Source organism: Sinorhizobium mexicanum (assembly GCF_013488225.1).
GTDB classification, from domain to species: domain Bacteria; phylum Pseudomonadota; class Alphaproteobacteria; order Rhizobiales; family Rhizobiaceae; genus Sinorhizobium; species Sinorhizobium mexicanum.
On record NZ_CP041239.1, the window covers coordinates 177,329 to 198,474 of the forward strand.

Genomic DNA, 21,146 nt, shown 5'->3' on the forward strand with positions numbered 1-21,146 from the left:
GACACCGTCCAATCGGTCTGGACTAGGCATCGCACGATTTGACGATCGGCAGGCAGAGCGGTGTGCCGTCGACCGGATTCGATACGACTACTGCGTGGATGCCGAAGACCGCCTTGATTAGATCGGGTGTCAGGAGTTCGGTCGGGCGTCCGGCGGCATGGACGCCGCCGTTCGCGACGGCGACGATATGATCGGCATATTGTGCGGCGTGGTTCAGATCGTGCACGACCATGACGATCGTGCGGCCTTGCTTCCGGTTCAGGTTCTTCAACAATTCCAGCACTTCGAGCTGGTGGGCAATGTCCAGATACGTCGTCGGCTCATCGAGCAGCAGGATCGGTGTTTCCTGGGCGAGCGCCATGGCGATCCAGGCGCGCTGCCGTTGGCCACCCGAGAGCCGCTCGAGCGGTCGTTCGGTGAGGTCGGCAAGACCGGTTGCGGCGAGCGCTTGTTCGACGACTTCTTCATCGTGCCTTGTTGCGCGTGACAGCATGCCCTTGTGCGGGTGACGGCCGAAACGGCAGAGTTGCCGCACCGTCAGCCCGTCCGGCGAGACGGGGCCTTGTGGCAGAAGCGCCAGAGTGCGGGCGATATCACGGCTCGACCAGCCGGCGATAGTCTTTCCGTCGAGGAACACGGTCCCGTCGATCGGCTGGAGAATTCGGCCGAGTGTTTTCAGGAGGGTCGACTTGCCACTGCCGTTTGCGCCGATCAAGGCTGTAATCTTGCCGTTCGGAATGGCGATGTCGACATGCTCGAGGATCTTCGCCGTCGCGTAGCCAAGGCTCAGATCCTTGGAGGAAAGGCGGGATGGGCCAGAATCGGCTGAGGGCAAGTCACTCATGACGGCCGGCCTCCTTGATGAGCAGGAAGATGAGGTAGGGACCGCCGATCACTGCTGCGATGATGCCGGCAGGGATTTCGTTCGGCAGGGCGACGATGCGGCCGACGAGATCGGCAGCAGAAAGCGTGAGCGCGCCGATCAGCGCGCTGACCAGAACGAGATGGCGGGCGCGGGCGCCGACCAGAAGACGGGCGGCATGCGGCGCAAGCAGGCCAAGGAAACCCATGCTGCCGACGCTCGCCACTGCACCGGCAGTGAGCAGTACGGAAACGACGATCAGGCCGCCGCGTAAAAGACCGGGCGAGATGCCGAGGCTGATCAGCGTATCGTCGCCGAACCCGCCGGTATCGAGCTTCAGGCTTGCGGCGACGATCAGCGGCAGGCAGAGGGCAAGCCAGATCGTCAATGCGATCACTTTGACGCTGGTGCTGCCGTAGACGCTGCCGGCAAGCCAGACCATGGATTGATCGGCACGGGTCGGGAAGAGAACCATGACATATTGCATCAAAGCCTGCGCAAAGAGACCGAGCGCGACACCGACCAGCGCCAGCGCACCGATGCCGCCGCCGAAACTGCGGCCTATCGAAAGCAGGATGAGCGCGCCGATCATCGCGCCGGCGACCACGCCGGCCGGGATCGACCAGATCGCCCAAGCGGGCGGAGTGAAGAGGCCCGCGAGGAAAGCGCCGAGACCGGCGGACTTGCTGATGCCGACGACATCGGGCGAGGCGAGCGGGTTGCGCAGCGCCCCCTGCAGGAAGACGCCTGCCACGCCGAAGGCGGCGCCGGCAAGGATGGAGATCACCACGCGCGGCGCGCGGTATTGTGTGACGATGAAGGCGTTCTTGCCGCCGACCAGTCCATCGAGAACCTGGCCGATCGATAGCATGACGGCGCCGATGGTCATGCCGAGCACTGCGACGGCGAGGATCAGGCTGAAGAGGACGAGGCTGGTCGTCAGCATGCGAAGGTCGGCCCGGTTCGTAACGGTGGCGCTCATTTCGCCCTCTGCTTCCAAAGGATGATCAGGAATGCCGGCGCGCCGATCAGTGCGGTGACGATGCCGACCGGGGTTTCGGCGGGGAAGGCTGCAACGCGGCCCAGCAGATCGGCACAGTTCAGCAGGAGGGGACCACAGATGACGCTGAGTGCCAGCACAGTCAGGTGGTCGCCGCCGGCCAGCCGCCGGACGATATGCGGTACCAGCAGACCGATGAAGCCGATCGGGCCGCTGACGGCGACCGCCGAACCGGCGAGAATAACGATCAGAGTGGCCGCGAGCCCGCCGACACGCTTCGCGTTCTGGCCGAGCGAGATACCGGTCGTTTCGTCGAGCGCCAGGACGTCGAAATGCCGTGCGCCGATTAACGCCACCGCTCCGCCAGCCAGACTGAAAGGCAGGATGATCCAGACCTTCGACCATTGGGCGCCGTTCACCGAGCCGGCGAGCCAGTAGACGATGTCCTGCGCCGCGTTGTTGGCGATAAGGATTGCTTGAACTACGGCAGCGAGCACGAGCTGTATCGAGATTCCGGCAAGGGCCAGCTCCATGCCGCCCATCGTGCCGGAGGCGGAAAGCGCCCACATGACAAGACCGATCGCGGCAGCGCCGGCAAAGGCCGGCCAAACCATGCCGGCGCCACGGATGTCCGGCCATGCGATCAAAGCGATAACGATGATGAGCGAGGCACCGGCATTGATGCCGAAAGTTTGAGGCGAGGCTAGCGGATTGCGGGTCAGTGTCTGGATCAGCACGCCGGCGATGGCAAGATTGGCGCCGACCGCGACTGCAAGTGCTGCGCGGGGCAGGCGGACGTCCCAGACGAGCGCGCTCGCGGCCGAGCGGTCCGGAGAAAACAGCAATTGCAAAGCGCGGTTGATGGGTAGATCGGAGACGCCGAAGCCGATGCCGGCGACGATCGCGATGGAAAGCAGGACAAGAAACACGGCCCCGATCGCAAAGGAATTTGTGGGGCGCTGCTGTGTCTCGGCCTTCGTGACAGTTACGTCCACGGCTTACTCGACCTTGTAGACCTTGGCGAGGATTTCCTGGACCATTAGTTCAGCCGTCTTCAGACCGCGGAAGCGCGAGAACTGGTTGCGGTCGACCTCGAACACCATGCCGTTTTTTACGGCTGAAATGTTCTGCCAGGCGGCATTGCACTTCCATTGGTCGAACACCGTTCCAGGCTTGTCGGTCGCGACCAGAAGCACGTCGGGGTTGACCGCGACGAGCCGCTCGAGACCTGCGCCGCTTTCGACTGCATCCTTGGAGTCGACCGCTGGTATCAGCCCGATGGCCTGGAAAACGGAGCCCGAGAAGGAGGCGGAGGTGTGCAGGCTCATGGTGTCCGGGTTGGCGACGGCAAGCAGGAAGCGGCGCTTCTCCCCGGGCGGGATCTTGTCGATCAGTGCCCTGATGCGGGCCTCATGTGCCGCGATGATCTCATCGCCCGTTGTCTTTTCGCCCAGCGCATCGGCAATGGTTACGACCGCTTCCTTGATCGTCTGGTAATTGCCCTCCCAGCTGTTCAGCACGATGGTCGGCGCCAGTTGGCTGAGCTGCGAATAGAGCGCGGCGTGCCGGATGTCGTCGGCGATGATCAGGTCGGGCGAAAGCGTGCTGACCAGTTCGAGATTGGGCTCCAGGCGCGTGCCGACGGATGAGTAGTCGATCTTCCGGCCGACGAGCTGTTCGATGCGCTTCGGCTGGTTGTCGTCGGCGATGCCAACCGGAGTGACGCCCAGCACGTCGAGTGCCTGCACGAAGGAGAACTCCATCGCGATAACCCGGGTAGGGTGGCCGGCAACCTGCGTTTTGCCATGTACATGGTCGATCGTACGGGTTTCCTCAGCCCGGGCGGACTGCGACGTGTGGGCTACTGCCGTGGCCAATGCCAATACGAGAGCAAAACCAAAATTGCGTCGGGTCGTATTCATCTCAAACCGTTTCCTTCAGTGGTCTCGCGTCCGGCCCTGGCCGGCCGCAATCTCGTGGAAATCTGCCTAGAAGGCAATCGAAGCATTGACGAAAAAGGTTCTCGGCTGGCCGACGAACTTGCCGCCATTGTTATCGGTCGAGCGCGTGAAATACTGCTTGTCGAACAGGTTTTTCACGCCGAACGCCAGTTTGGGCGCGTTCTTGTTGTCTTCCGGCTGGTATGCGACGCGAAGATTGACGACACCGTAACCGGGGATATCGCCCAGGCGACCCGTAGGATCTTCGTCGGTCACATAAGTGCCACTATCGGAATTGCCCGGGGAGTGCTGGCCGGACTGCGCGAAGATGTTTGCGTCGAAGCCCCAATCCTCGTAGCGGTAGTTGGCGCCGATCGTTCCGACGTGATGGGAATAGAACGGCAAATCCCGCCCCTTGAAGCCGCCGGCCTCGTAGGTCGCCTCGGTGTAGGTGTAAGTCGCATAGAGCGACAGGCCGTCCAGCCATGGCGCGACGCCGCCCATGTCATAGCGCGCCGCCGCCTCGATCCCCTGGTGCCTGGTTGCGCCAAGGTTCGTCCAGATCCCTTCACCGACGATGTTTCGACCAAGATACAGCTCTTCATCGAAATCGATGTAGAAGGCTGTCAGTTCGCCGCTCAAGTTGTCACCCTGATAGTGGGTTCCGATCTCGTATGTCGTCGCCTTTTCCGGATGCAAGCCGTCGGTCGTCGAGGCGAGATGGCTGTATTGCTGGGGGCCGAAGGAAACGCCGACGTTGGCGAATACAGTCCAGACGTCGTTGACCTCATAAGCGGCCGAAACTGTAGGCAGAACTTCCCGGGCGTCGATTGCGGGATTGGAGGCGCTCGTTGCTACTCCGCCGGTAAAATTCGTCACGTCATTATGTGTGCTGATGATTTCGTAGCGGACGCCCGGCGTGATCGTCCAATTGCCGATCTCGATCTTGTCGTCGATGTAGAAGGCGTGAGCGGTCGTGCCGCCGCTGCTCGTCTGATAGGTGTTCATCGGCAGGCTGTCGGGATTGATGCCAGTCGCGCGATCGTAGAAAGTGGTGCGCGCGGCGACCTCCGAGCTTTCCTCCCAAAGGAAGCGATAGCCGACGGTCAATTCATGGTTCGTATCGCCCAGTTCGAAAAGGCGGGAGTATCGCGGCTCGATGCCGAAGTATTCATAGTTGCGTGGTGCGGACGTCAGACGGTAAAGGCCGGCGTTTGCACCCGTCCCCTGCTGCTCCACATGGCTACCGCGGAATGAGTTCACATAGTAGGAGAGGACCTCGAAGTTGTTCTCACCGTCATTATGTTGATAACGCAACGAGATGTCGTTGCGACGTCCGGTGAAGTCGTCCCACCGGCGCGTCGACTGATAAGGGTCGTCTGCATATTCGGCGGTTGTCAAGCCGCCCGGCATCTCGCCTTCACCGCTATAGTGGTGGAACTGAATGCCGAGCGTATCCGTATCCGAAAGCTCATACTTGCCCTTCAGGAAGAGATCGTCGATATCGGAGCGATCGTTGCTGTCTCGATATCCTTCTCCGTGGATGCCAGAGTAGAGAAGGGCTCCACCTAGGCCATCGTCGTTGGTGCCACCGACAAGGAACGTGGGCGTTGCTTTGAGGTGACCGTTGTTACCGGCGACTTCCGCACCGGACCCCAGCCGCACGGTGAAGTCATCCGGGATGGGATGCGTCACGAAATTGATGATCCCGCCGACATTTTGTGGCCCGTAACGCACCGATCCCGCACCACGAACGACGTCGATTGTGTCGACGTTACCAAGAGTCAGTGGAAACAGCGACAGCTGCGGCTGGCCGTAAGGCGCATAGGATAGCGGAATTCCATCCATGAGAATCGTGGAGCGCGGCGAGAGCCGCGAAGTCAGACCGCGTACGCCGACGTTGAGCGACACGTCGCTGCCGCCGGTGCCGTTGCTCTCCTGCACCTGAACGCCGGGGATTTGATTGAGTGCGTCACGGATATCCTGGGCGCCGCGCTCCTCGAAATCCTTTCTTTCAAGGATGGTGCGCGCGCCGGGATGTTTGAGGACCTTTTCCTCGTTAGGTGATCCAGCCAATTGCCCGTAACGACGAGTGGCGACAGCGTTGTTTCGGCTTCCTGAGCGAAGCCGTGGGCGGGTGAGAAAAAGACGGCTGCAAGCAGTGCCGTTTTGAAAGCCCCGTTTCGATTGAGCATCGATATCCCCCGATATCAGTTGAACGCATAGGACATCCGCCCGCGCTACGGCTTCGCGCGGATCGATCTGGCGAAAGATGGTTGAGAGGTTCAGTCGCTGTTCGGACGGTTGGCGTCCATCCCGGCGACTTGATTTTAAAAGCCTGGCGGCGGATGGAGGCGATTCATGGCTACCTGCAGTTCGCTGGCGATCGGATCAATTGGATTGTCGGATCTACTACAGGAATGAAGTCCGCACTTCAATAAAAGATTACTGTGTCAGTCATGTTTTTTTGTTGAATGCCTCAATCTGCAATGCCCACGCGACTCCTGAGGTCGGCAAGCCTTTTCTTCGCTGCAAGCGCCTGCTCGCGGTTTCGTACCGCCACGCTATAGGCGAGGATATCCGCGATCGCGATCGCGCTCAGATTCCAGCTGGCAAGCTTGGAACGAACACCGAGGCAGGTCAGCACAGCGGACACTTTTCCTCGATAAGCCTCTCGCAGTTGAACACCGCAGACGAGGATGACTTTGCACCCTATCGCACTGATTTGATCAACGATGAGCTTGAGTTCGGCCACATCCCGCAGCGCATGAAACAGTACGACGACGTCTTTCTGACGCAGATCGATGAGTTCGTTGGCAAGAGTGAACCCCGATGCGCCGGAACAACGTGTCCTCATTCCCACTCTCCTCAACGCTGTCGCACAATGCCTTGCCGGAGTTTCGGATGTACCCATGCCCAGGCACCAGACCGTATCGGACTCTTCGATGATCCCGACTGCGCAATAGAGGGACTGTTCATCGATCTCGTCCTTAGTCGAGGTCAGAGCCTCACAGGCTTCGGAGAATATCTGACCAGCAACTCTCACAAGATCATCACCAGTGGCGCGGAAACGTTGTTCCAGCCGGTTCACCGCGGGAGTGGTTTTTGCCATCACGCGGCTGCAAATACGCTTCAGTTGCGGCAACCCGCTGAACCCGAGCCGCTTTGCAGTTCTGATTACGGTGGCGTCGCTCGTTCCGGTTTCGACCGCAATTTCCTCGGCGCTTCGGAAGATCAGAACATCGATTGGCATCGTGAGAAGGTGCTCGGCGACCGCGAGCTCCGACCGGCTGAGGCTCGAACGATGACGGTCGAAGTGCTCCTTGAGCACTTGGGATGTTCGGTCCGTGGCTTCCATCGGTGCAGTCACTCCGTTTTTGAATCTACGCCCATACCGTATCAGAGGACACGAGGAAACAACGCCCACATGCATTGTATATAGAGAACGGGTCTTCAGGTGTGCCGGCAAGGGTTTGCTGCCCGGGGAAAACTTCGTCTTCGTGAAAGCTGCAGCGTGACCGAGCCGGCCGTGGCCAACGCAGCGAGACGAGGCCGCCCCGGCGGGGAGGCGGCCTCGGTGGACCAACTGTCCGCGCTGCTTCGGCGGGGAGGGGGAAAACACCGAAGCCAGCAACGCGCCGTGGCGCGTAGTCCGCTTAGTCGAGGGGAACGACTTCGCTGCCGACGAGAGAAAGCTACCATCGACCGCCGCCACTTTGAATTATACTCGAGTTTGACGGAGGGATACTTTCGTCAGGGTTCACGACGCAGCCTATACCCGTCCGCGATACCGAGGGGGCTCTGTTGTGTCCGAATTGAAGAACCCGAGGTCAATCTATCCATCAGGCCCTTCAATTCGTGATGAAGGACGTCGACGACCGTGGATCGGTTGAAGACGATGGAGGTTTTCGTAAGGTGGTCGGCTGGAAGCATTTCTAAGGCCGCCGCGACGCTTTCTGCGCCGAGCTCTTCGGTCACATGGCGCTCAACCGGCTCGAAAAGCACCGATCCTCATGCTGCTCCAGCGAACGACAAGAAAACCTCGGCCTAACGGCAGATGGCGAGGCATACTATGAAGAATGCCGTCGCGTCTTGCACGACATCGATGCCGTTGAGGCAAACCTCCGAAGGGACTCAAAATCCTTGGAGGGACGGATTCGAGTCGATGTGCCAGTGCCGATCGGGACGTCGGTCATCTTACCTGTTGGAAGCTCATCTACTCGCCGCCTCAGCGGCGAGTTCGATCAACAGTTGGCGCATCAGAGCAGCGGCTTGGCGAGCTTCGGGACCAAGACCGTGGCGTTCGGCAATCGTGACCGGATCGATATGCGTGATCCAGATCTCGCCGCGGCTATCCTGATAGACGAGCACCTTCAGGGGCAGATCGAGCGCGCTCGTCTGGACATCCTGCAGGAGATGGGTGCCTATCGTCGGGTTGCCGAAGATTATTATAGCGGTCGGCCGCAAATCCATGCCAACGCTTCCGGCGTCGGCGGCGAAATCGATAGTAGCGAAAATTTTGAGATGCCGCCGTGTTATGCCATGGAGAAGTCGCGCCAAGGTTTGCTCGAACGACAGGTGGCTAGCGATCCCGTTTTCGAGGTCACTTGGTACCATCGGGGTTCTCCACTCTCTTGGCGTCTACCTTCGCCGGGATGCAAACTGCACGCATTTCTACGTCCGCCATCGCAAGCGCAAGCTCACTCGGATCGAGGATGCCCTTATCGAGAAGGACGTCCGAAATGGCGGAAATAGAACGTTCGTATTGACTTAGCCCATCGGCCCTCCGAGCAATGGATGTGTTTACGCGCTGGTTCAATTCTTTGGTGGTCACGATCTGATGGAGATCTAGGAGGCCTATCAAAGCGTGGCAGCGCTGCTCCCATGGCCGGAGGGCAGGGATAAAGCTGTTGCCCGCATCGCCGAGCCGGGAGATGGAATCCTGCCGACCAATGATCGCGATTTCGGCCTGAATTTTGAGCGGGACAAGATTGGTAAGCGTCTTGTTTGCCAGCAGTTCGCGAATTGCCGTCTCCTTCACCTCGTAGAAACAGGGGACGTGGGCGGCGGATACGCGCTTGTCGCCGACGAGGGGCTCGCCATCGATTTCGACGCGGTGCGGGACGGCGGGCGCATGGCATACCGCGCTTACCGGTTTACCTTCGTTGTAGGATTCTTCGATCAGCTTGATGGACTTCGCATCTTCGGCGAGGTTCAACATCGGTCCATGACCGCCGGGGCGGAAGATCGCGGCGAAGTCGCGAGAGTTGACATCGGAAAGACGCAAGGTGTTGGCAAGAGCCTTCTGGGCGGCCGGATCAGCCTCGAACCGCTCAATTAGAGGCATCTTGCCTTCCGGAGTGTCGCTCTTCGGATTGATCGGCGGCTGGCCTCCCTTCGGCGACGCCAGGGTGATTTCCGCCCCGGCGTCGAGGAAGGCGTAGTAGGGAGCTGCAAACTCCTCGAGCCATAACCCGGTCTTCTTGCCAGTATCGCTCAGCGTATCGTGCGACGTCAGGACCATCAGAATTCTCATGACCGTTTCCTCTTTGCATTTTCTCTTTGGAAGGCGCGGTGAAGCTCTTCGTGTCAGGCAACGGTGACTTTGATTGAAGTGTCACTCGAGTTGGACGTGTGCGGATCGTGCCTTGGCTATCGCAAACGCTTTTGAACGCGCCGACGATCTCTTGAACCGCCCGACGGGGCTTCAGCCGGACCCTTCAATGGTTTCCAATTCGTTCAATACACGGGCGATAGACAGTCGGAAGGTCGCTTGCGAGCCTACTTGGCGACGAGATAAAAGGTGTCCCCCATGAAGCCCTTGGCAGCTGTCGCCCGCATTGGGGCGTCGTCGATGTTAAGGCGCCGGGCGAGTTCTGCTCCATAGGCTGCGTACTGATGTCCGTCTCCTTTCGCCCTCATATTTGCCGGGGCAGACAGGTCGATGTCCATTATACCGGCGTACATGGCGGCCGGGATAACGTTCATTTGCGCGTGTGCAACGTCTGTACGATCAAGGGGTGGCCCCGTGTAACGTTGGAGCTTTACCGGAAGCGGCAACTGCAGATCGTCCGCTTTTATTCGAACGTCAGTTCTCGCTAATATCATTACGTTCCAGGGAGGTAAGCGGGATTGACGCGGTGGAAGAGATTCTTCCCGATGCCGGCGCTGACTACGAGCTCTGTGGCGTTTAGGCGCCCACCTTGTCTGAGATAGAGCGCGAAGCGCACCGTAAATGCCGCCCAACTTGATGCAAGACGGTTGAGTGAAATGCCGCCTCTAACAGCGGCCTCGCGTGCGCGGGCTCGCGTTTCACCTGTAAAATCCTGACATCGGATGTAGGGCGGATTGCCGACGAAAGCGTCGAACGCCGGTTCAGGCTCAACGACAAAAAAATCGGATTGCCTGATAAAGGCGTCGTCACCGGCTTCACGACCCTTTTCGGCAACATCTGCGCTGTGTGGGCATGGATCTCTACGCCATGAATGCTCGGACGTGAACCCGCATCCGGTGCGAGTTCGCGAAGGTGCCACCGCAGCGACAAGAAACGCAGCGTCGCCGGCAGTGGGTTCCACTACTTGATCGCCGGTCGCGCGAATGACCCATCTGGTCAAGAACCGGGCGAGGCGAAGTGTCGCATATGGCGGAAGCTGCCCAATATGCACCAGGCATTTGAACCTATGCTCTCGAGCTAGCTTGCCCCTCCGGGGCATACGCGATCAAAGCGATCCGAAAACACCAAGCCGTCGCGCGACATTGCCGGATTGGGCCCGCGCGACGATGCCCAGAAAAGTCGCCCCGGCCCTTGTCGGAAAGAAGTCACCGACATACGTCCGCAGATTGTATGCGGACGGATCGCCGAAAAAGCGAAACCAATGGACTTGCCGCAAGCTCAACGCCCTATGTCTCTGTAGGTGCATTCCAAGATTGGAGTGATCGCAATGACAGTTTCAAGGTCCGGGGATGGCAGAAAGCGACCGCGCTCTGCCTCGTCGGAAGATTTACGTGCTCTAAGGGATGTGCTGAATATCATCCCGCTACCAGTTTTTATTAAAGATACGAATTCCCGTTTTCTCGCGCTGAACGAGAGCATGTGTGAGTTCATGGGCCGATCCCATGAGCAGCTTGTTGGCAAGTCCGACTATGACTTCGTTTCCAAGGAGCTTGCGGACGGATTCAGGCACATTGATCGCCAAGTGCTGCTGAGCGGCGAAGTCGATGAAAGCGAAGAGTTACTGCCACGCGACGGCAAAATCCGCTCCATCGTGACCCGAAAGAAGCGCGCCCGCTTGCCGGATGGCACCCCCACTATCGTCGCGTGCATCTCGGACGTCACCGAACTGCAGCAGCGGAAGACATGGTGGAAGCTGATCTTCGATCAGAATCCCATTCCCATGTGGGTCTTCGACAGAAAAAGCCTGCAGTTCCTCGCGGTGAACCAAGAGGCAATCAACCATTACGGCTACAGCCATGAACAATTCATGTCGATGACTCTCGTGGATATCAGGCCACCGGAAGACGCCGCGGCATTTCGTGAGGCGGTCGGCGCGAATCGCGGTTCCTATCAGGGAAGCCGAGTTTGGCGTCACATAAAGGCGGACGGAGCCCTAATTCATGTGATCCCCTATTCACGATCATTCGAACTTGAAGATCGTGAAGCGGTGCTCGTCGCACTGCACGACGTAAGTGACCTGAAGCGCGCAGAAGACCACATCTTGCATTTGACGACGCATGATGGGTTGACCGATCTACCGAATCGCGTGGCTTTCGATGAGTATCTGAGATTTGAACTGGAGCGGACTTCGGTCACCCGCGAACCCTTTGCGGTCTTGTGTCTCGATCTCATCCGCTTCAACGACGTCAATGATCTGTTTGGCTACACTGTGGGTGACCAGCTGCTACAGGAGGTGGCCATTCGTCTCAACCGTGCAGCGGAAGGCGCATTTCTAGCGCGGATCGGAGGGGATGAATTTGCAATAGTGGTGAACGGTGAACTCCCGAGTTTGGCAGCTAACGTCGCAGATCGCCTGTTATCAGACCTGGCGGAGGAGGTGGAGTTAGATGGTCGGAGGCTGAGTGCCGAAGCATGCATCGGCATTGCCTTCTACCCCAACGACGGCCGCGATGCGGCCACGCTGCTTGCAAACGCAGAGGCAGCCCTTTCTAGGGCCAAAGCTGACGGCTCGGGGGTGTTTCGGGCATTCGAGACAAATGTCGATCGCGGGCTGCGCGATCGCCGCGTCCTCAAGCAGGACCTGCGCGCGGCCATCGAGCGAAATGAATTGAAGCTATTCTACCAGCCACAGGCAGATGCAAGCGGTGAAATCCATGGCTTTGAGGTCTTGCTCCGATGGCAGCATCCCGAGCGCGGGCTTGTGCCGCCTGCAGTTTTTGTCCCTTTGGCTGAGGAAAGCAAACAGATCGACGCGATAGGCGAGTGGGTCCTCACACGAGCCAGCCAAGAGGCGGCACGCTGGCCAAAACCGATGCAAATTGCTGTTAACCTCTCGCCAGTCCAACTGCAGAATGACGGTCTGCCCACGTTTGTAGCTCAGATACTTCGGGAGACTGGACTTGCCCCCGAGCGGCTGGAGCTGGAGGTCACCGAGACCGCGCTGTTTGATGACTTTGCCCGAGCGAACTCGACACTCCAGCGATTGCGCATCCTAGGCGTAAAGATCGCCATCGACGATTTCGGAACCGGATACTCTTCTCTGGCGTATCTCCAGGAGTTTCCGATCGATAAGATCAAGATCGACAGGTCATTCATTTCACGCGTGCAGGAAAACAACAGATCCGCGGCGATCGTTCGTGCCATCATCCAGCTAGGCCTGACGCTCGGGATGAAAGTCACCGCCGAAGGCGTGGAAAATGAGGATCAACTCAACTTTCTTCGTGGTGAAGGCTGCCCCTCGGTTCAAGGATACCTAATTGGCAAGCCGTTACCGATCGGCGAGTACGCGCATCTGGTGGGCGGCTCAAGAGCGTGAGCCGATCGGACGGCGGTGCCGTGATGCGCGGAACACCATGGACGTTTTTGGGCTCATTCGCGGTTGTACCCGGGCCCCTCGATCATCGCCCAACTCTCAATTTGGCGTCTGCAGTGACGCTCGGGTACGGGGGGCTTCCTGCAAAACGAAATCGCTCTGAACCGGAGTTTATCGTTCCCGAACTGCGTTGTCGCGACAACAGCGCAGAGGCGACGACCCGACGAACGACGTACCTCCTCCTCGGATCCCTCAATCCATACCCAATCTCTTGCGCAACTCGGCATTCTCCGCGCGCAGTCTGTCGGCCAGGATCTTTCGAAGCCGCTTATTTTCCTCTTCGAGTTCAACGAGGTCCTTGAGATCGTCGATTTGCCGCTCCGCCGCATCCTTAGAAGTGGGCTCCGCGGCTTTCTTCCAGTTGTAGTAGGTTTGCTCCGTGATGCCGGCCTGCTTCAATGCGTCCTTGAGGGTCCCCTTGCCGGCGGAAAGCAGGCTCTTGATTAGGACGAGCTTCTCCGCCCGCTCGCCTTCGGAGTATTTCCTTATCTTATGCGTCGGTGCTTTCGCGGCAGGAGCACTTGGCGTTGCCTTGGCCGCCGCCTTCGTCTTCTTGCGTTGAGCCGCAGGCTTTGCGTTTACCTTCTTGGGTTCCGTTCCTGCCTCTTGCGCCTCGGTTTTCACGGCATTTTCCTCTGCCATATGTCTTTCTCCCAGTTAGAGTTTTCGCAGTTTTTAGCGAGCAGCGGTAAGAGTCAACTCAAGCGTTTTGAGGACCCTTAATCGATGATTGCATCCTCTAACTGAACGGCGGCACCTGGGCGTGGATGCCAAGCAGAAACCCATGAACGCTGAGTCAGTATGCTCAGCCTGTTGAAAGATGGCCGCGAGAAGGCTAGGGAAAACGGACGCTGGTCAGCAGTTCTGACTTCCGGATCGATCGCACCTGGTCTGCATTTCAATGTTCACACGAAGGGTTCTATGAAAAGGCCACAAAGGAACTTCCAGGTTGAATACAAGACAAGCCGTCGGCAAACAAAGCCACGGGCGAATTCCATTTGGGGGGACGTCGACCTCAAGGCCATGGCCAGTGGGCTAGAGGATCAATCGCACCCAATCTTCACCAGTGGTCGGTCTTTGGATGTGACGGTCGGTGGCGGCGAAACTGAGCCGGTAAATAGCGATGATCCCCGTAAACTCTATGTTGACGGGCGCGCGACAGTCTCATCATCGTCATCGATTGGCGACAATGCGTTCGAAGCACAGGAGAGGCAGGAGTCGGAAGATCTGGCCAACCCTGTATTGACTGTCGTGCAACATGTTAGGCGAACCAGCAGGCAGGCTGCAAAGGCATCCAATAAGCCGCGCCCGGAGCGCGGCGAGCCCGTTGTCCCCGGATCACGTGAGATCGACGAGCTTGGCTTGCTTGAGGCAGAAAACAACCGCCTGAAGAGATTATTGGTCGAGCGACTCCGCACGGAGAACGCGCAGCTGAGGAAAATGCTTGAGCGTTTTTGATCTGGTCCCCGGATTGCAGTTTGCCTTGGCTCAGCTCCGGAGAACGCCAGTTAGCCGGCGGTTTCTCCTGCGCGCGCACTAGCCGGTAGCCGTCGGGATGCCGCCGCCTGGGTGCTGGCGTTCATAGCGCCGGATCGGTTCGGCGGGCTCCAGGGCGCTGAGCTTGTTCAAGCCCAACCGACGGAGAACCCGGCTGACCGTGGCCGGGGAGACACCGGTTTCGGCAGCGATCTGCTTGCCCGTCCAGCGCTGGCGCCGCAGCCGCTCGATTTCCGCGACAACCGTCTGCGGCGTCGGCCGACGCAAGCGATGCGGCCGGGAAGAGCGATCCCGCAATCCCGCCAGTCCTTCGCATCGATAGCGATCAACCCATTTTCGCGCCGTGCGCGGGCAGACGCCTGCGGCTTCGGCAACGGCCTGCGGCGACTGCCCCTCTCGACCTGCATGACATTGCGCTCTCGACCACGCGGCGTCAGACGGGCATTCTTATGGATGTTCATCCGGTCCCCAAGGAATCACTGAAGCTTCGACAACCGCAGCTTTCCCGGTCCGGACCGGATGGACAACCTGCTGCCCCGTCAGCCGTCGGCCCGCGATGTTCTCAGTTAGTCGCCGCCAATTGGCAGATCTTCAAAGCAACTTCCAACGACCTTTCGAAGGCCGGTACCGGCAGAAACTCGTAGCGTGAATGGAAGTTGTAGGCGCCGGTGAAGAAGTTCGGTGTCGGTATTCCTCTGGCCGAGAGGACCGCGCCATCGGTGCCGCCGCGCATCGGGATCACTTTCTTCTCGATCCCGAGTTCCTCCATGGCCTTGAATAGAAGAGCGACGGCACGATCATCACGAGCGAGGCTCGTGGAGATGTTTCGATAGGTGTCGGTGACCTGGTACCGGACGTTCCCGGTGGGATAACGGAATCGCATTCGTTCCGCGACCTCGGCGATCCGGCGCTTGCGCAGATTGAAGCCGTCGGTGTCGAAATCCCGCATCAGCGCGGTCAATCTCGCTTCGCTGTCGTTGGCGATGAGATCCTTGAACCAGAAAAATCCTTCGCGATCCTCCGTGCATTCGGGCGTCTCCTTGCGGTCGAAGTGAGAGATGAAGTCCATTGCCATCAGCAACGGATTGACGAGCGTTCCCTTCGCGGCCATTGGATGCGCACTGACGCCGTTAAAGACGATCTCGCAGGATGCGGCGTTGAATGTCTCCAGGACCACCTCGCCAAGTTCGCAGCAGTCGATCGTGTAAGCAAAATCACAAGGGAAGCGGGAGAGATCCATCGCCTTGGCTCCTCGCAATCCGATTTCCTCGTCCGGCACGAAGGCGATGAAGACATCTCCGTGGCCGACCTGCTGATCGAGCTGGGTAAGCAGCGTCATTGTGACCGCGATGGCGGCCTTGTTATCCGCACCGAGCACGCTTGTGCCGTCGCCGACGATGATGTCTTCCCCCATCCATTCAAGAATTTCAGGATGTTCGGCGACCCGCAGCCAGATGTCCGCTTGGTGGTTGAGGCAAAGGTCCTCGCCTTCGAAGCGGAGGATTTGTGGGCGGACGAAGGGCGAGAGGCCGACATCGACCGTGTCGAGATGCGCGATGAAGCCGATCGCTGGTACCTCCGGCCTGTTGCCACGTTTGACTCCCGTCACGATGGCATGCTCGTCGATGATGACGTCCGCCAGGCCGAGCGCGCGCATCTCGTCGACGAGCAAGGCGGCAAGAGCAGCTTGCCCGGACGAGGACGGCAAGGATTGGGAGCGGCCGTTGCTTTGGCTTTCCACCGCAGCATAGCGAAAAAACCGGCTGATGAGTTCTTTCTGCACGTCCATGTTCCATCATCCTCGCGCTGAAGAAGTTTCGGCCCTTGTATGCCGCGTTTTTTTAGCTGAGATGGGCCGGCCCATCACCGCTTCCCGCAGTCGTGATGAACTGCGAGCTAGCCAGTGAGCGCCTTGGTGCGGCGCGCTGCAGACTAAAACCGGATGACACCGACATCGCCGGAAAGCTCGATGTTGACGCCGAATCTCGCCGATTGTTCCGAAAATCGGCGCAATATCCGTTCGGCGCTCTCGCCCACTGCGAGATGTGGCGCCAGGCGACGTTCCAGCACCCCGTCCGTAAGCGACGCGTCGCCGCCGATGATGACGGGATGAAGCGTGATCTCTATGAGGCGGTGGTCGGTGCCGAACGAGCAGACACTGACGACGCTCTCCCAGACTTCCGGTGCCGTCCAGGTCGACTTCTCCGAACGCACATGGAAAATGAAATTCCCGAGGCTGTAGAAGATCGGCCGGCGGCGATAGATCTCGATCGGCTGGAGGACCGGTGCACCGTGGCTCACGAACATATGAGCACCGGCATCGATGCATCGTTTGGCAACGCCACTCACCCAGCCGGGGACCTGGTACCAGTCGGACGCCCAATGGTGATGGTGGAGATAGGCGACCACCAGAGATCCGTCCTCAGCCGCAGCCGCGATCGAGGCGAGGTTCCTGGCGAGATCGGCCTCATCGATCTTGACGCTCCGCCCGAACCGTTCCGATCGCCTGAATACCGCACGAGAGATGCCGATCTCGGATTCCGGGGCGAGGCGCGGCGGATCGTCTGGCTGGCTGTCATTGGTGAGATCGATCGCCGTGTAACCGACTTTGTCGCGAATGGCTTGGATTTGATCGAATGCGGTTTCGTCGACCTCGATGACCTGGGACAGGCGAAGCCGGTTGACACCCGGGCGTCCCGGGCGATTGTCGTCGGCATCGGCGGCATACATGAAATCCGGACCGGGGCCCCCGTCCATCGCGACGATCGCGACCCGCCGGCCGCGGATCGTTGCGGTCCTTGCCCGTGATGCCTCGGTGTGGTCACGGCCGAGGCCAGCATGGAGGAAGTCGCGCTTCTCCACCTCCTCGAGCGTCGAGAGCACGCCAGAGGGGCCTAGATCGAACGCATGGTTATTCGATAGCGATAGCGCCCGAAATCCGATGGCCTGAAGGGTGTCGAGAACGGCTGCATCGCTGCAGCCAAAGAAGGACCCCTTGAGTGGCCACCCGCCGTGGGTCCCAAGGATGGTCCCCTCGAAGTTGGTGAACGAGAGATCCGCCTCACGAAGGAGAGATTGAACCTCACGGAAGGCCGGGGCAGGGATGTCGCGGATATCATGCTTGATGAGCGATTGGCCCGTCACGGCCAATGTGAACCTGTCATTCATGGAGTCACCTTCTGTGGCGATGCGTGCCACGCGTTTCGAGAAACTGGCGGTTCGGTGTTGGGGCCGGTCGGTGCGACGCGCAGCACAGCTCAGCATATGAAACGGTGAGGTCGGGCGTTGATGAGTGTGCGCGTGTAGGGATTGTCGGATCGCGAGAAGATGAACTCCGTAGGCCCGCAATCCTCGACCCTGCCATCCTTGAAGATGTAGACGGTGCTACACATCTCCTGGACGATGGCGAGGTCGTGGGAGATGAAGACCATCGTCATTCCCTTGTCAGTGATGGTGTCCTTCAGGAGTTGGACGATCTCGGCCTGCACCGACACGTCGAGCGCAGATGTCGGTTCGTCCGCCACGATAATCTCGGGACGCGCGAGGAGGGCCCGGGCGATGCAGACGCGCTGCTTCTGACCGCCGGAGAGCTGGTGCGGGTAGCGCTCGAGCAGGCTGCGAGCAAGTCCCAGCCGATCCATCATCGCTGCCGCGTCCGCCGGCTCTTCACTGGAGCCGATCTTTGCGCCGAAGCGGATGCTTTCTTCGAGCGTCTCGGCGATGGTCATCCGGGGGTTCAACGACACGGACGGGTCCTGGAAGATCATCTGCACCCGGCCGAGGAGGCCGGTGCGGCGACCGCTTCTCGAAGCGTCGAATTCGCTGGCACCGATCCGGATCCTGCCCGCAAGCGCCGTATCGAGGCCGGCGATGATGCGGCCGAAGGTCGTCTTGCCGCTTCCGCTCTCGCCGACAATGCCGGTGATCGTGCCGCGAGGCAGTCGAAGGCCGACGTCATTCAAGCCGAACTTCGGTTTGCGCCGGCCAATACCCCAGGCGAAGCCTAGCGGCCCAAACTGTTTCGAAACATTGTCGGCGACGAGGTACATCGGCGTCGGGTCGCCACCGATCGCGTGGACAGTCCGACCGCTTTCCTCACCGGCACTGGTGGTCGCAGCTGGGATCCTCAGCCTGGGAACGGCGGCGAGTAGCTTCTTCGTGTATTCGTGATTTGGCCGATCGAGGATGGCAGCTGTGAAATTCGTTTCGACCACTAGGCCCTTGCGCATGACGAGAACCCGGTCGGTGATCTCGGAGATCACACCCATGTCGTGCGTGACAAGGATGACGGAGACACCGGTTTCGTCGACAAGAGTCCTGAGAAGTTCAAGCACCTGCTTCTGCACCGTCGCATCAAGCGCCGAGGTCGGCTCGTCGGCGATGATGATGTCGGGCGAGCCTGCAAGCGCAATGGCGATGACGATGCGCTGCCTTTGGCCTCCGGAGAACTGGTGCGGGTAGTTGCGGTACCGCCGCTCGGGTTCGGGAATGCCGACACGCGCAAGCAGATCGATCGCGCGGGCGCGGGCTTCGCGTCTCGAAAGGGACCTGTCGACCGCAAGGCAGGTTTCCTGAACTTGCGCACCGACGCTCATCAACGGATCGAGCGAGGCGGTGTGATCCTGGAAGATCGCCGATATCCGCCGCCCGCGAAGGGCTTCTCGCTCGCCGACCGTCATGGCGTCCAACGCCTTGCCGTCGAAGGTGATCGTTCCGGACGTCTGGTGGAACTCAGGCGAAAGCAGGCCAAGGATGGCATTGCCGACGGTCGACTTTCCAGCTCCAGACTCGCCGATAATGCCGAGGATCTCGCCGCGTCCGAGTTCAAAACTCACGTCCGACAGGATTGTCGTCGGGCCGTCTCCCGAAACATGGCGAAGGCCAAGGTTCTGCACCCGCAGCAGGGGTCTGTTCATCTGTTCCACTGTCATCGCGAATGGTTCCTTGGATCGAGGCTGCGTCGAACGTCTTCGCCGACGAGATTGATGCTTGCGATCAGGCCGAAGAGGGCGAGGCCCGGGAACAGGCTGATCCAGTATTGGCCGGTCAGAAGGTACTGGAACCCGCTCGCGACCGCGGAGCCGAGCGAGGGCTTGTCGATCGGAACGCCCAAACCCAGGAAGGAGAGAGTGGCCTCGAGTGCAACGGCATGGCCGACCTCGATCGGGATCAAGGTAACGGCGGGCGCGATGCTGTTCGGAAGCAAGTGCCGAAAGATGATCCGGGATGTCGGCAGCCGCATCAATCGGGCGGCATCCGTGTAGGGCTTGTTGGCCTCGCTCAAGGCCACACCGCGCGCGATCCGCGCATAGGTCGCCCATTGGGCGATGATCAACGCCAGGATGATCCGGTCTATGCCCGGCCCGAGCGTGACGATCGCGATGAGCGCAATCAGGATCGTCGGCAGGCTGAGCTGCAGGTCGACGAGGCGCATGATCGCGACATCGACCCACTTCCCGAAATACGCCGCGCTGACACCGGCCGTCAGACCGATCAATGCGGCGATCGCCGCACTCGTCACCGACACCACCAGGCTGATGCGCAGACCATAGAGGATGGTGCTGACGATATCCCGGCCGAGCCCGTCCGTTCCGAGCAGGTAGAGATAACCGCCGCTGCCGGGCGTGCCGGGCCGAGAGGATGCTTCCCAGCCATAGATCTGCAGCGGATCGTAGGGGTTTTGAGGTGCGATGACGGGGGCTGCAATGGCAAGCAGAATGTAGCTCGCGAGCAGGACCTTGGACGCAGTCAGGGCCGGTCCATGCGGACGCTTTTGAAGCGCCCTCAAAATCTGGGCTTTCATGACGGGGTCACCTTTCATGAAGACAGGCGCACGCGCGGATCGAGCACGGCATACAAGAGGTCGACGAGGGCATTCAGCGCGACGAACGCGACCGAGATGAAGGTCAGTGTCGCCATTACCACCGGCCGGTCGAGAAGCTGGATGGAGTCGATCAAGAGCTTGCCGACGCCTGGCCATGAGAAGATCGATTCCACGACTACGGCAAAGGCGAGCATGCCGCCGAACTGCAGGCCGATGATCGTCACGATCGGCACGCTGATGTTCGGAAGGGTGTGCCGGAACAGGATCCTTTCCGGGGAAAGCCCCTTGGCGCGGCAAAACCGCGTATAGTCCAGGCTCTCGACTTCGATCGTGCCCGATCGCGAAAGACGGGCGATGAGCGCGATGTTCGGTATCGCCAGCGCCAGTGCGGGAAGCACGAGGTGCCACAGCCCGTTGCCGGTGAAGACACTCCATTCCTGCCCCAGGAAACTTGCGGTCGAGCCTCTGCCACCGGACGGGAACCAGCCAGTCAGGATGGCGCCGACGAGGATCAGCATCATCGCCAGCCAGAAGGAGGGAATGCTCAGCGCCGACACGCTCGCCTTGAGCACGGTCCGATCGAACAGGGTTCCGTTCCGTCGGCCGGCAACGAGGCCAAGTCCCGTTCCAAGTGGCGCCGCTATCAGCATGGCGACAGAGGCCAGTTCCAGCGTCGCCGGCAGCCTGGCTATAACCAGCTCGAAGGCCGGCAGATGATAGATGTAGGAGGTACCGAAGTTTCCCCTGATGACGTTGCCGACGAAGAGGAGATACTGCCGCCAGATCGGCTGATCCAGTCCGAGCGCGATTGTCGCCTGCCGGATATCTTCTGGCGTGGCGGTTTCGATGTTGACGACGTTGAAGACCGGATTGCCGACGCTGTGGATGCCGATAAAGCCGATCAACGACATGGCGATGAGTAGAGGCAAGGCTTGCGACAGCCTTCCGAGTGCAACTGAAATCAGTCCCATGACCG

The 21,146-nt window shown here is 59.8% G+C and carries 16 protein-coding genes and 2 pseudogenes; 2 read left to right on the forward strand and 16 right to left on the reverse strand.

The features are described from left to right. Positions 1-22: 22 nt before the first annotated feature. The 9 genes and pseudogenes from FKV68_RS20930 to FKV68_RS20970 all read right to left on the reverse strand — a co-directional run bounded on the left by FKV68_RS20930 (position 23) and on the right by FKV68_RS20970 (position 9,790). On the reverse strand, positions 23-844 hold the full coding sequence (locus tag FKV68_RS20930) for an ABC transporter ATP-binding protein (protein WP_180941895.1): 822 nt from the start codon (positions 842-844) through the stop codon (positions 23-25). Continuing rightward, positions 837-1,844, reverse strand: a complete 1,008-nt coding sequence (locus tag FKV68_RS20935; protein WP_180941896.1) for a FecCD family ABC transporter permease — start codon at positions 1,842-1,844, stop codon at positions 837-839. Before FKV68_RS20935 ends, FKV68_RS20930 begins: the two co-directional genes overlap by 8 nt. Continuing rightward, on the reverse strand, positions 1,841-2,857 hold the full coding sequence (locus tag FKV68_RS20940) for a FecCD family ABC transporter permease (RefSeq protein WP_246452663.1): 1,017 nt from the start codon (positions 2,855-2,857) through the stop codon (positions 1,841-1,843). Before FKV68_RS20940 ends, FKV68_RS20935 begins: the two co-directional genes overlap by 4 nt. Before the next feature lie 3 nt (positions 2,858-2,860). Next, the gene (locus tag FKV68_RS20945; protein WP_180941897.1) at positions 2,861-3,784 is read right to left on the reverse strand and encodes an ABC transporter substrate-binding protein; all 924 of its coding nucleotides are present in this window, start codon (positions 3,782-3,784) and stop codon (positions 2,861-2,863) included. A gap of 66 nt (positions 3,785-3,850) precedes the next feature. Further along, positions 3,851-5,997 (reverse strand): annotated as a pseudogene (locus tag FKV68_RS20950) (TonB-dependent receptor family protein). Between the two features lie 284 nt (positions 5,998-6,281). Beyond that, complete coding sequence (locus FKV68_RS20955; protein WP_180941898.1) at positions 6,282-7,160, reverse strand: MurR/RpiR family transcriptional regulator; 879 nt, start codon at positions 7,158-7,160, stop codon at positions 6,282-6,284. Positions 7,161-8,014: 854 nt separating this feature from the next. Beyond that, positions 8,015-8,419, reverse strand: coding sequence for a DUF302 domain-containing protein (locus FKV68_RS20960; protein WP_180941899.1), 405 nt, complete (start codon positions 8,417-8,419; stop codon positions 8,015-8,017). Continuing rightward, the gene (locus FKV68_RS20965; RefSeq protein WP_180941900.1) at positions 8,406-9,338 is read right to left on the reverse strand and encodes a type 1 glutamine amidotransferase domain-containing protein; all 933 of its coding nucleotides are present in this window, start codon (positions 9,336-9,338) and stop codon (positions 8,406-8,408) included. The genes FKV68_RS20960 and FKV68_RS20965 overlap by 14 nt, the downstream gene beginning before the upstream one ends. A gap of 245 nt (positions 9,339-9,583) precedes the next feature. Continuing rightward, positions 9,584-9,790 (reverse strand): hypothetical protein, encoded by a 207-nt coding sequence (locus FKV68_RS20970; RefSeq protein WP_180941901.1) that lies wholly within the window; start codon positions 9,788-9,790, stop codon positions 9,584-9,586. Positions 9,791-10,743: 953 nt separating this feature from the next. Here FKV68_RS20970 and FKV68_RS20975 point away from each other — a divergent pair. Then, entirely contained in the window at positions 10,744-12,792 is a 2,049-nt protein-coding gene (locus FKV68_RS20975) for a sensor domain-containing protein (protein ID WP_180941902.1), read from the forward strand. A 249-nt stretch (positions 12,793-13,041) separates the two neighbouring features. On the opposite strand, the gene FKV68_RS20980 is transcribed toward FKV68_RS20975, so the two are convergent. Next, complete coding sequence (locus FKV68_RS20980) at positions 13,042-13,491, reverse strand: transposase (protein WP_180941903.1); 450 nt, start codon at positions 13,489-13,491, stop codon at positions 13,042-13,044. A gap of 279 nt (positions 13,492-13,770) precedes the next feature. Here FKV68_RS20980 and FKV68_RS20985 point away from each other — a divergent pair, with 279 nt between their 5' ends. After that, entirely contained in the window at positions 13,771-14,307 is a 537-nt protein-coding gene (locus FKV68_RS20985; RefSeq protein ID WP_425347624.1) for a hypothetical protein, read from the forward strand. A gap of 105 nt (positions 14,308-14,412) precedes the next feature. Here FKV68_RS20985 and FKV68_RS20990 read toward each other — a convergent pair. The 6 genes and pseudogenes from FKV68_RS20990 to FKV68_RS21015 form a co-directional block, all read right to left on the reverse strand. Next, a pseudogene (locus FKV68_RS20990) lies at positions 14,413-14,807 on the reverse strand (helix-turn-helix domain-containing protein); the annotation flags it as partial. Positions 14,808-14,908: 101 nt separating this feature from the next. Beyond that, complete coding sequence (pepT, locus tag FKV68_RS20995) at positions 14,909-16,135, reverse strand: peptidase T (protein ID WP_180941905.1); 1,227 nt, start codon at positions 16,133-16,135, stop codon at positions 14,909-14,911. Between the two features lie 143 nt (positions 16,136-16,278). After that, the gene (locus FKV68_RS21000; protein WP_180941906.1) at positions 16,279-17,514 is read right to left on the reverse strand and encodes a CapA family protein; all 1,236 of its coding nucleotides are present in this window, start codon (positions 17,512-17,514) and stop codon (positions 16,279-16,281) included. 89 nt (positions 17,515-17,603) lie between these two features. Beyond that, complete coding sequence (locus FKV68_RS21005) at positions 17,604-19,277, reverse strand: dipeptide ABC transporter ATP-binding protein (RefSeq protein WP_180941907.1); 1,674 nt, start codon at positions 19,275-19,277, stop codon at positions 17,604-17,606. Continuing rightward, complete coding sequence (locus FKV68_RS21010) at positions 19,274-20,149, reverse strand: ABC transporter permease (protein WP_180941908.1); 876 nt, start codon at positions 20,147-20,149, stop codon at positions 19,274-19,276. The genes FKV68_RS21005 and FKV68_RS21010 overlap by 4 nt, the downstream gene beginning before the upstream one ends. 14 nt (positions 20,150-20,163) lie before the next feature. Further along, positions 20,164-21,141 carry an ABC transporter permease gene (locus FKV68_RS21015; protein WP_180941909.1) on the reverse strand — a complete coding sequence of 326 codons (978 nt, stop codon included), beginning with the start codon at positions 21,139-21,141 and terminating at the stop codon, positions 20,164-20,166. Positions 21,142-21,146: the final 5 nt, after the last annotated feature.

Bases quoted from the DNA above. Each gene is read 5' to 3' on its own strand.
- FKV68_RS20930 (WP_180941895.1), bottom strand. From the start codon at position 844: ATGAGTGACTTGCCCTCAGCCGATTCTGGCCCATCCCGCCTTTCCTCC.
- FKV68_RS20935 (WP_180941896.1), bottom strand. From the start codon at position 1,844: ATGAGCGCCACCGTTACGAACCGGGCCGACCTTCGCATGCTGACGACC.
- FKV68_RS20945 (WP_180941897.1), bottom strand. From the start codon at position 3,784: ATGAATACGACCCGACGCAATTTTGGTTTTGCTCTCGTATTGGCATTG.
- FKV68_RS20955 (WP_180941898.1), bottom strand. From the start codon at position 7,160: ATGGAAGCCACGGACCGAACATCCCAAGTGCTCAAGGAGCACTTCGAC.
- FKV68_RS20960 (WP_180941899.1), bottom strand. From the start codon at position 8,419: ATGGTACCAAGTGACCTCGAAAACGGGATCGCTAGCCACCTGTCGTTC.
- FKV68_RS20965 (WP_180941900.1), bottom strand. From the start codon at position 9,338: ATGAGAATTCTGATGGTCCTGACGTCGCACGATACGCTGAGCGATACT.
- FKV68_RS20970 (WP_180941901.1), bottom strand. From the start codon at position 9,790: ATGAACGTTATCCCGGCCGCCATGTACGCCGGTATAATGGACATCGAC.
- FKV68_RS20975 (WP_180941902.1), top strand. From the start codon at position 10,744: ATGACAGTTTCAAGGTCCGGGGATGGCAGAAAGCGACCGCGCTCTGCC.
- FKV68_RS20980 (WP_180941903.1), bottom strand. From the start codon at position 13,491: ATGGCAGAGGAAAATGCCGTGAAAACCGAGGCGCAAGAGGCAGGAACG.
- FKV68_RS20985 (WP_425347624.1), top strand. From the start codon at position 13,771: ATGAAAAGGCCACAAAGGAACTTCCAGGTTGAATACAAGACAAGCCGT.
- pepT (WP_180941905.1), bottom strand. From the start codon at position 16,135: ATGGACGTGCAGAAAGAACTCATCAGCCGGTTTTTTCGCTATGCTGCG.
- FKV68_RS21000 (WP_180941906.1), bottom strand. From the start codon at position 17,514: ATGAATGACAGGTTCACATTGGCCGTGACGGGCCAATCGCTCATCAAG.
- FKV68_RS21005 (WP_180941907.1), bottom strand. From the start codon at position 19,277: ATGACAGTGGAACAGATGAACAGACCCCTGCTGCGGGTGCAGAACCTT.
- FKV68_RS21010 (WP_180941908.1), bottom strand. From the start codon at position 20,149: ATGAAAGCCCAGATTTTGAGGGCGCTTCAAAAGCGTCCGCATGGACCG.
- FKV68_RS21015 (WP_180941909.1), bottom strand. From the start codon at position 21,141: ATGGGACTGATTTCAGTTGCACTCGGAAGGCTGTCGCAAGCCTTGCCT.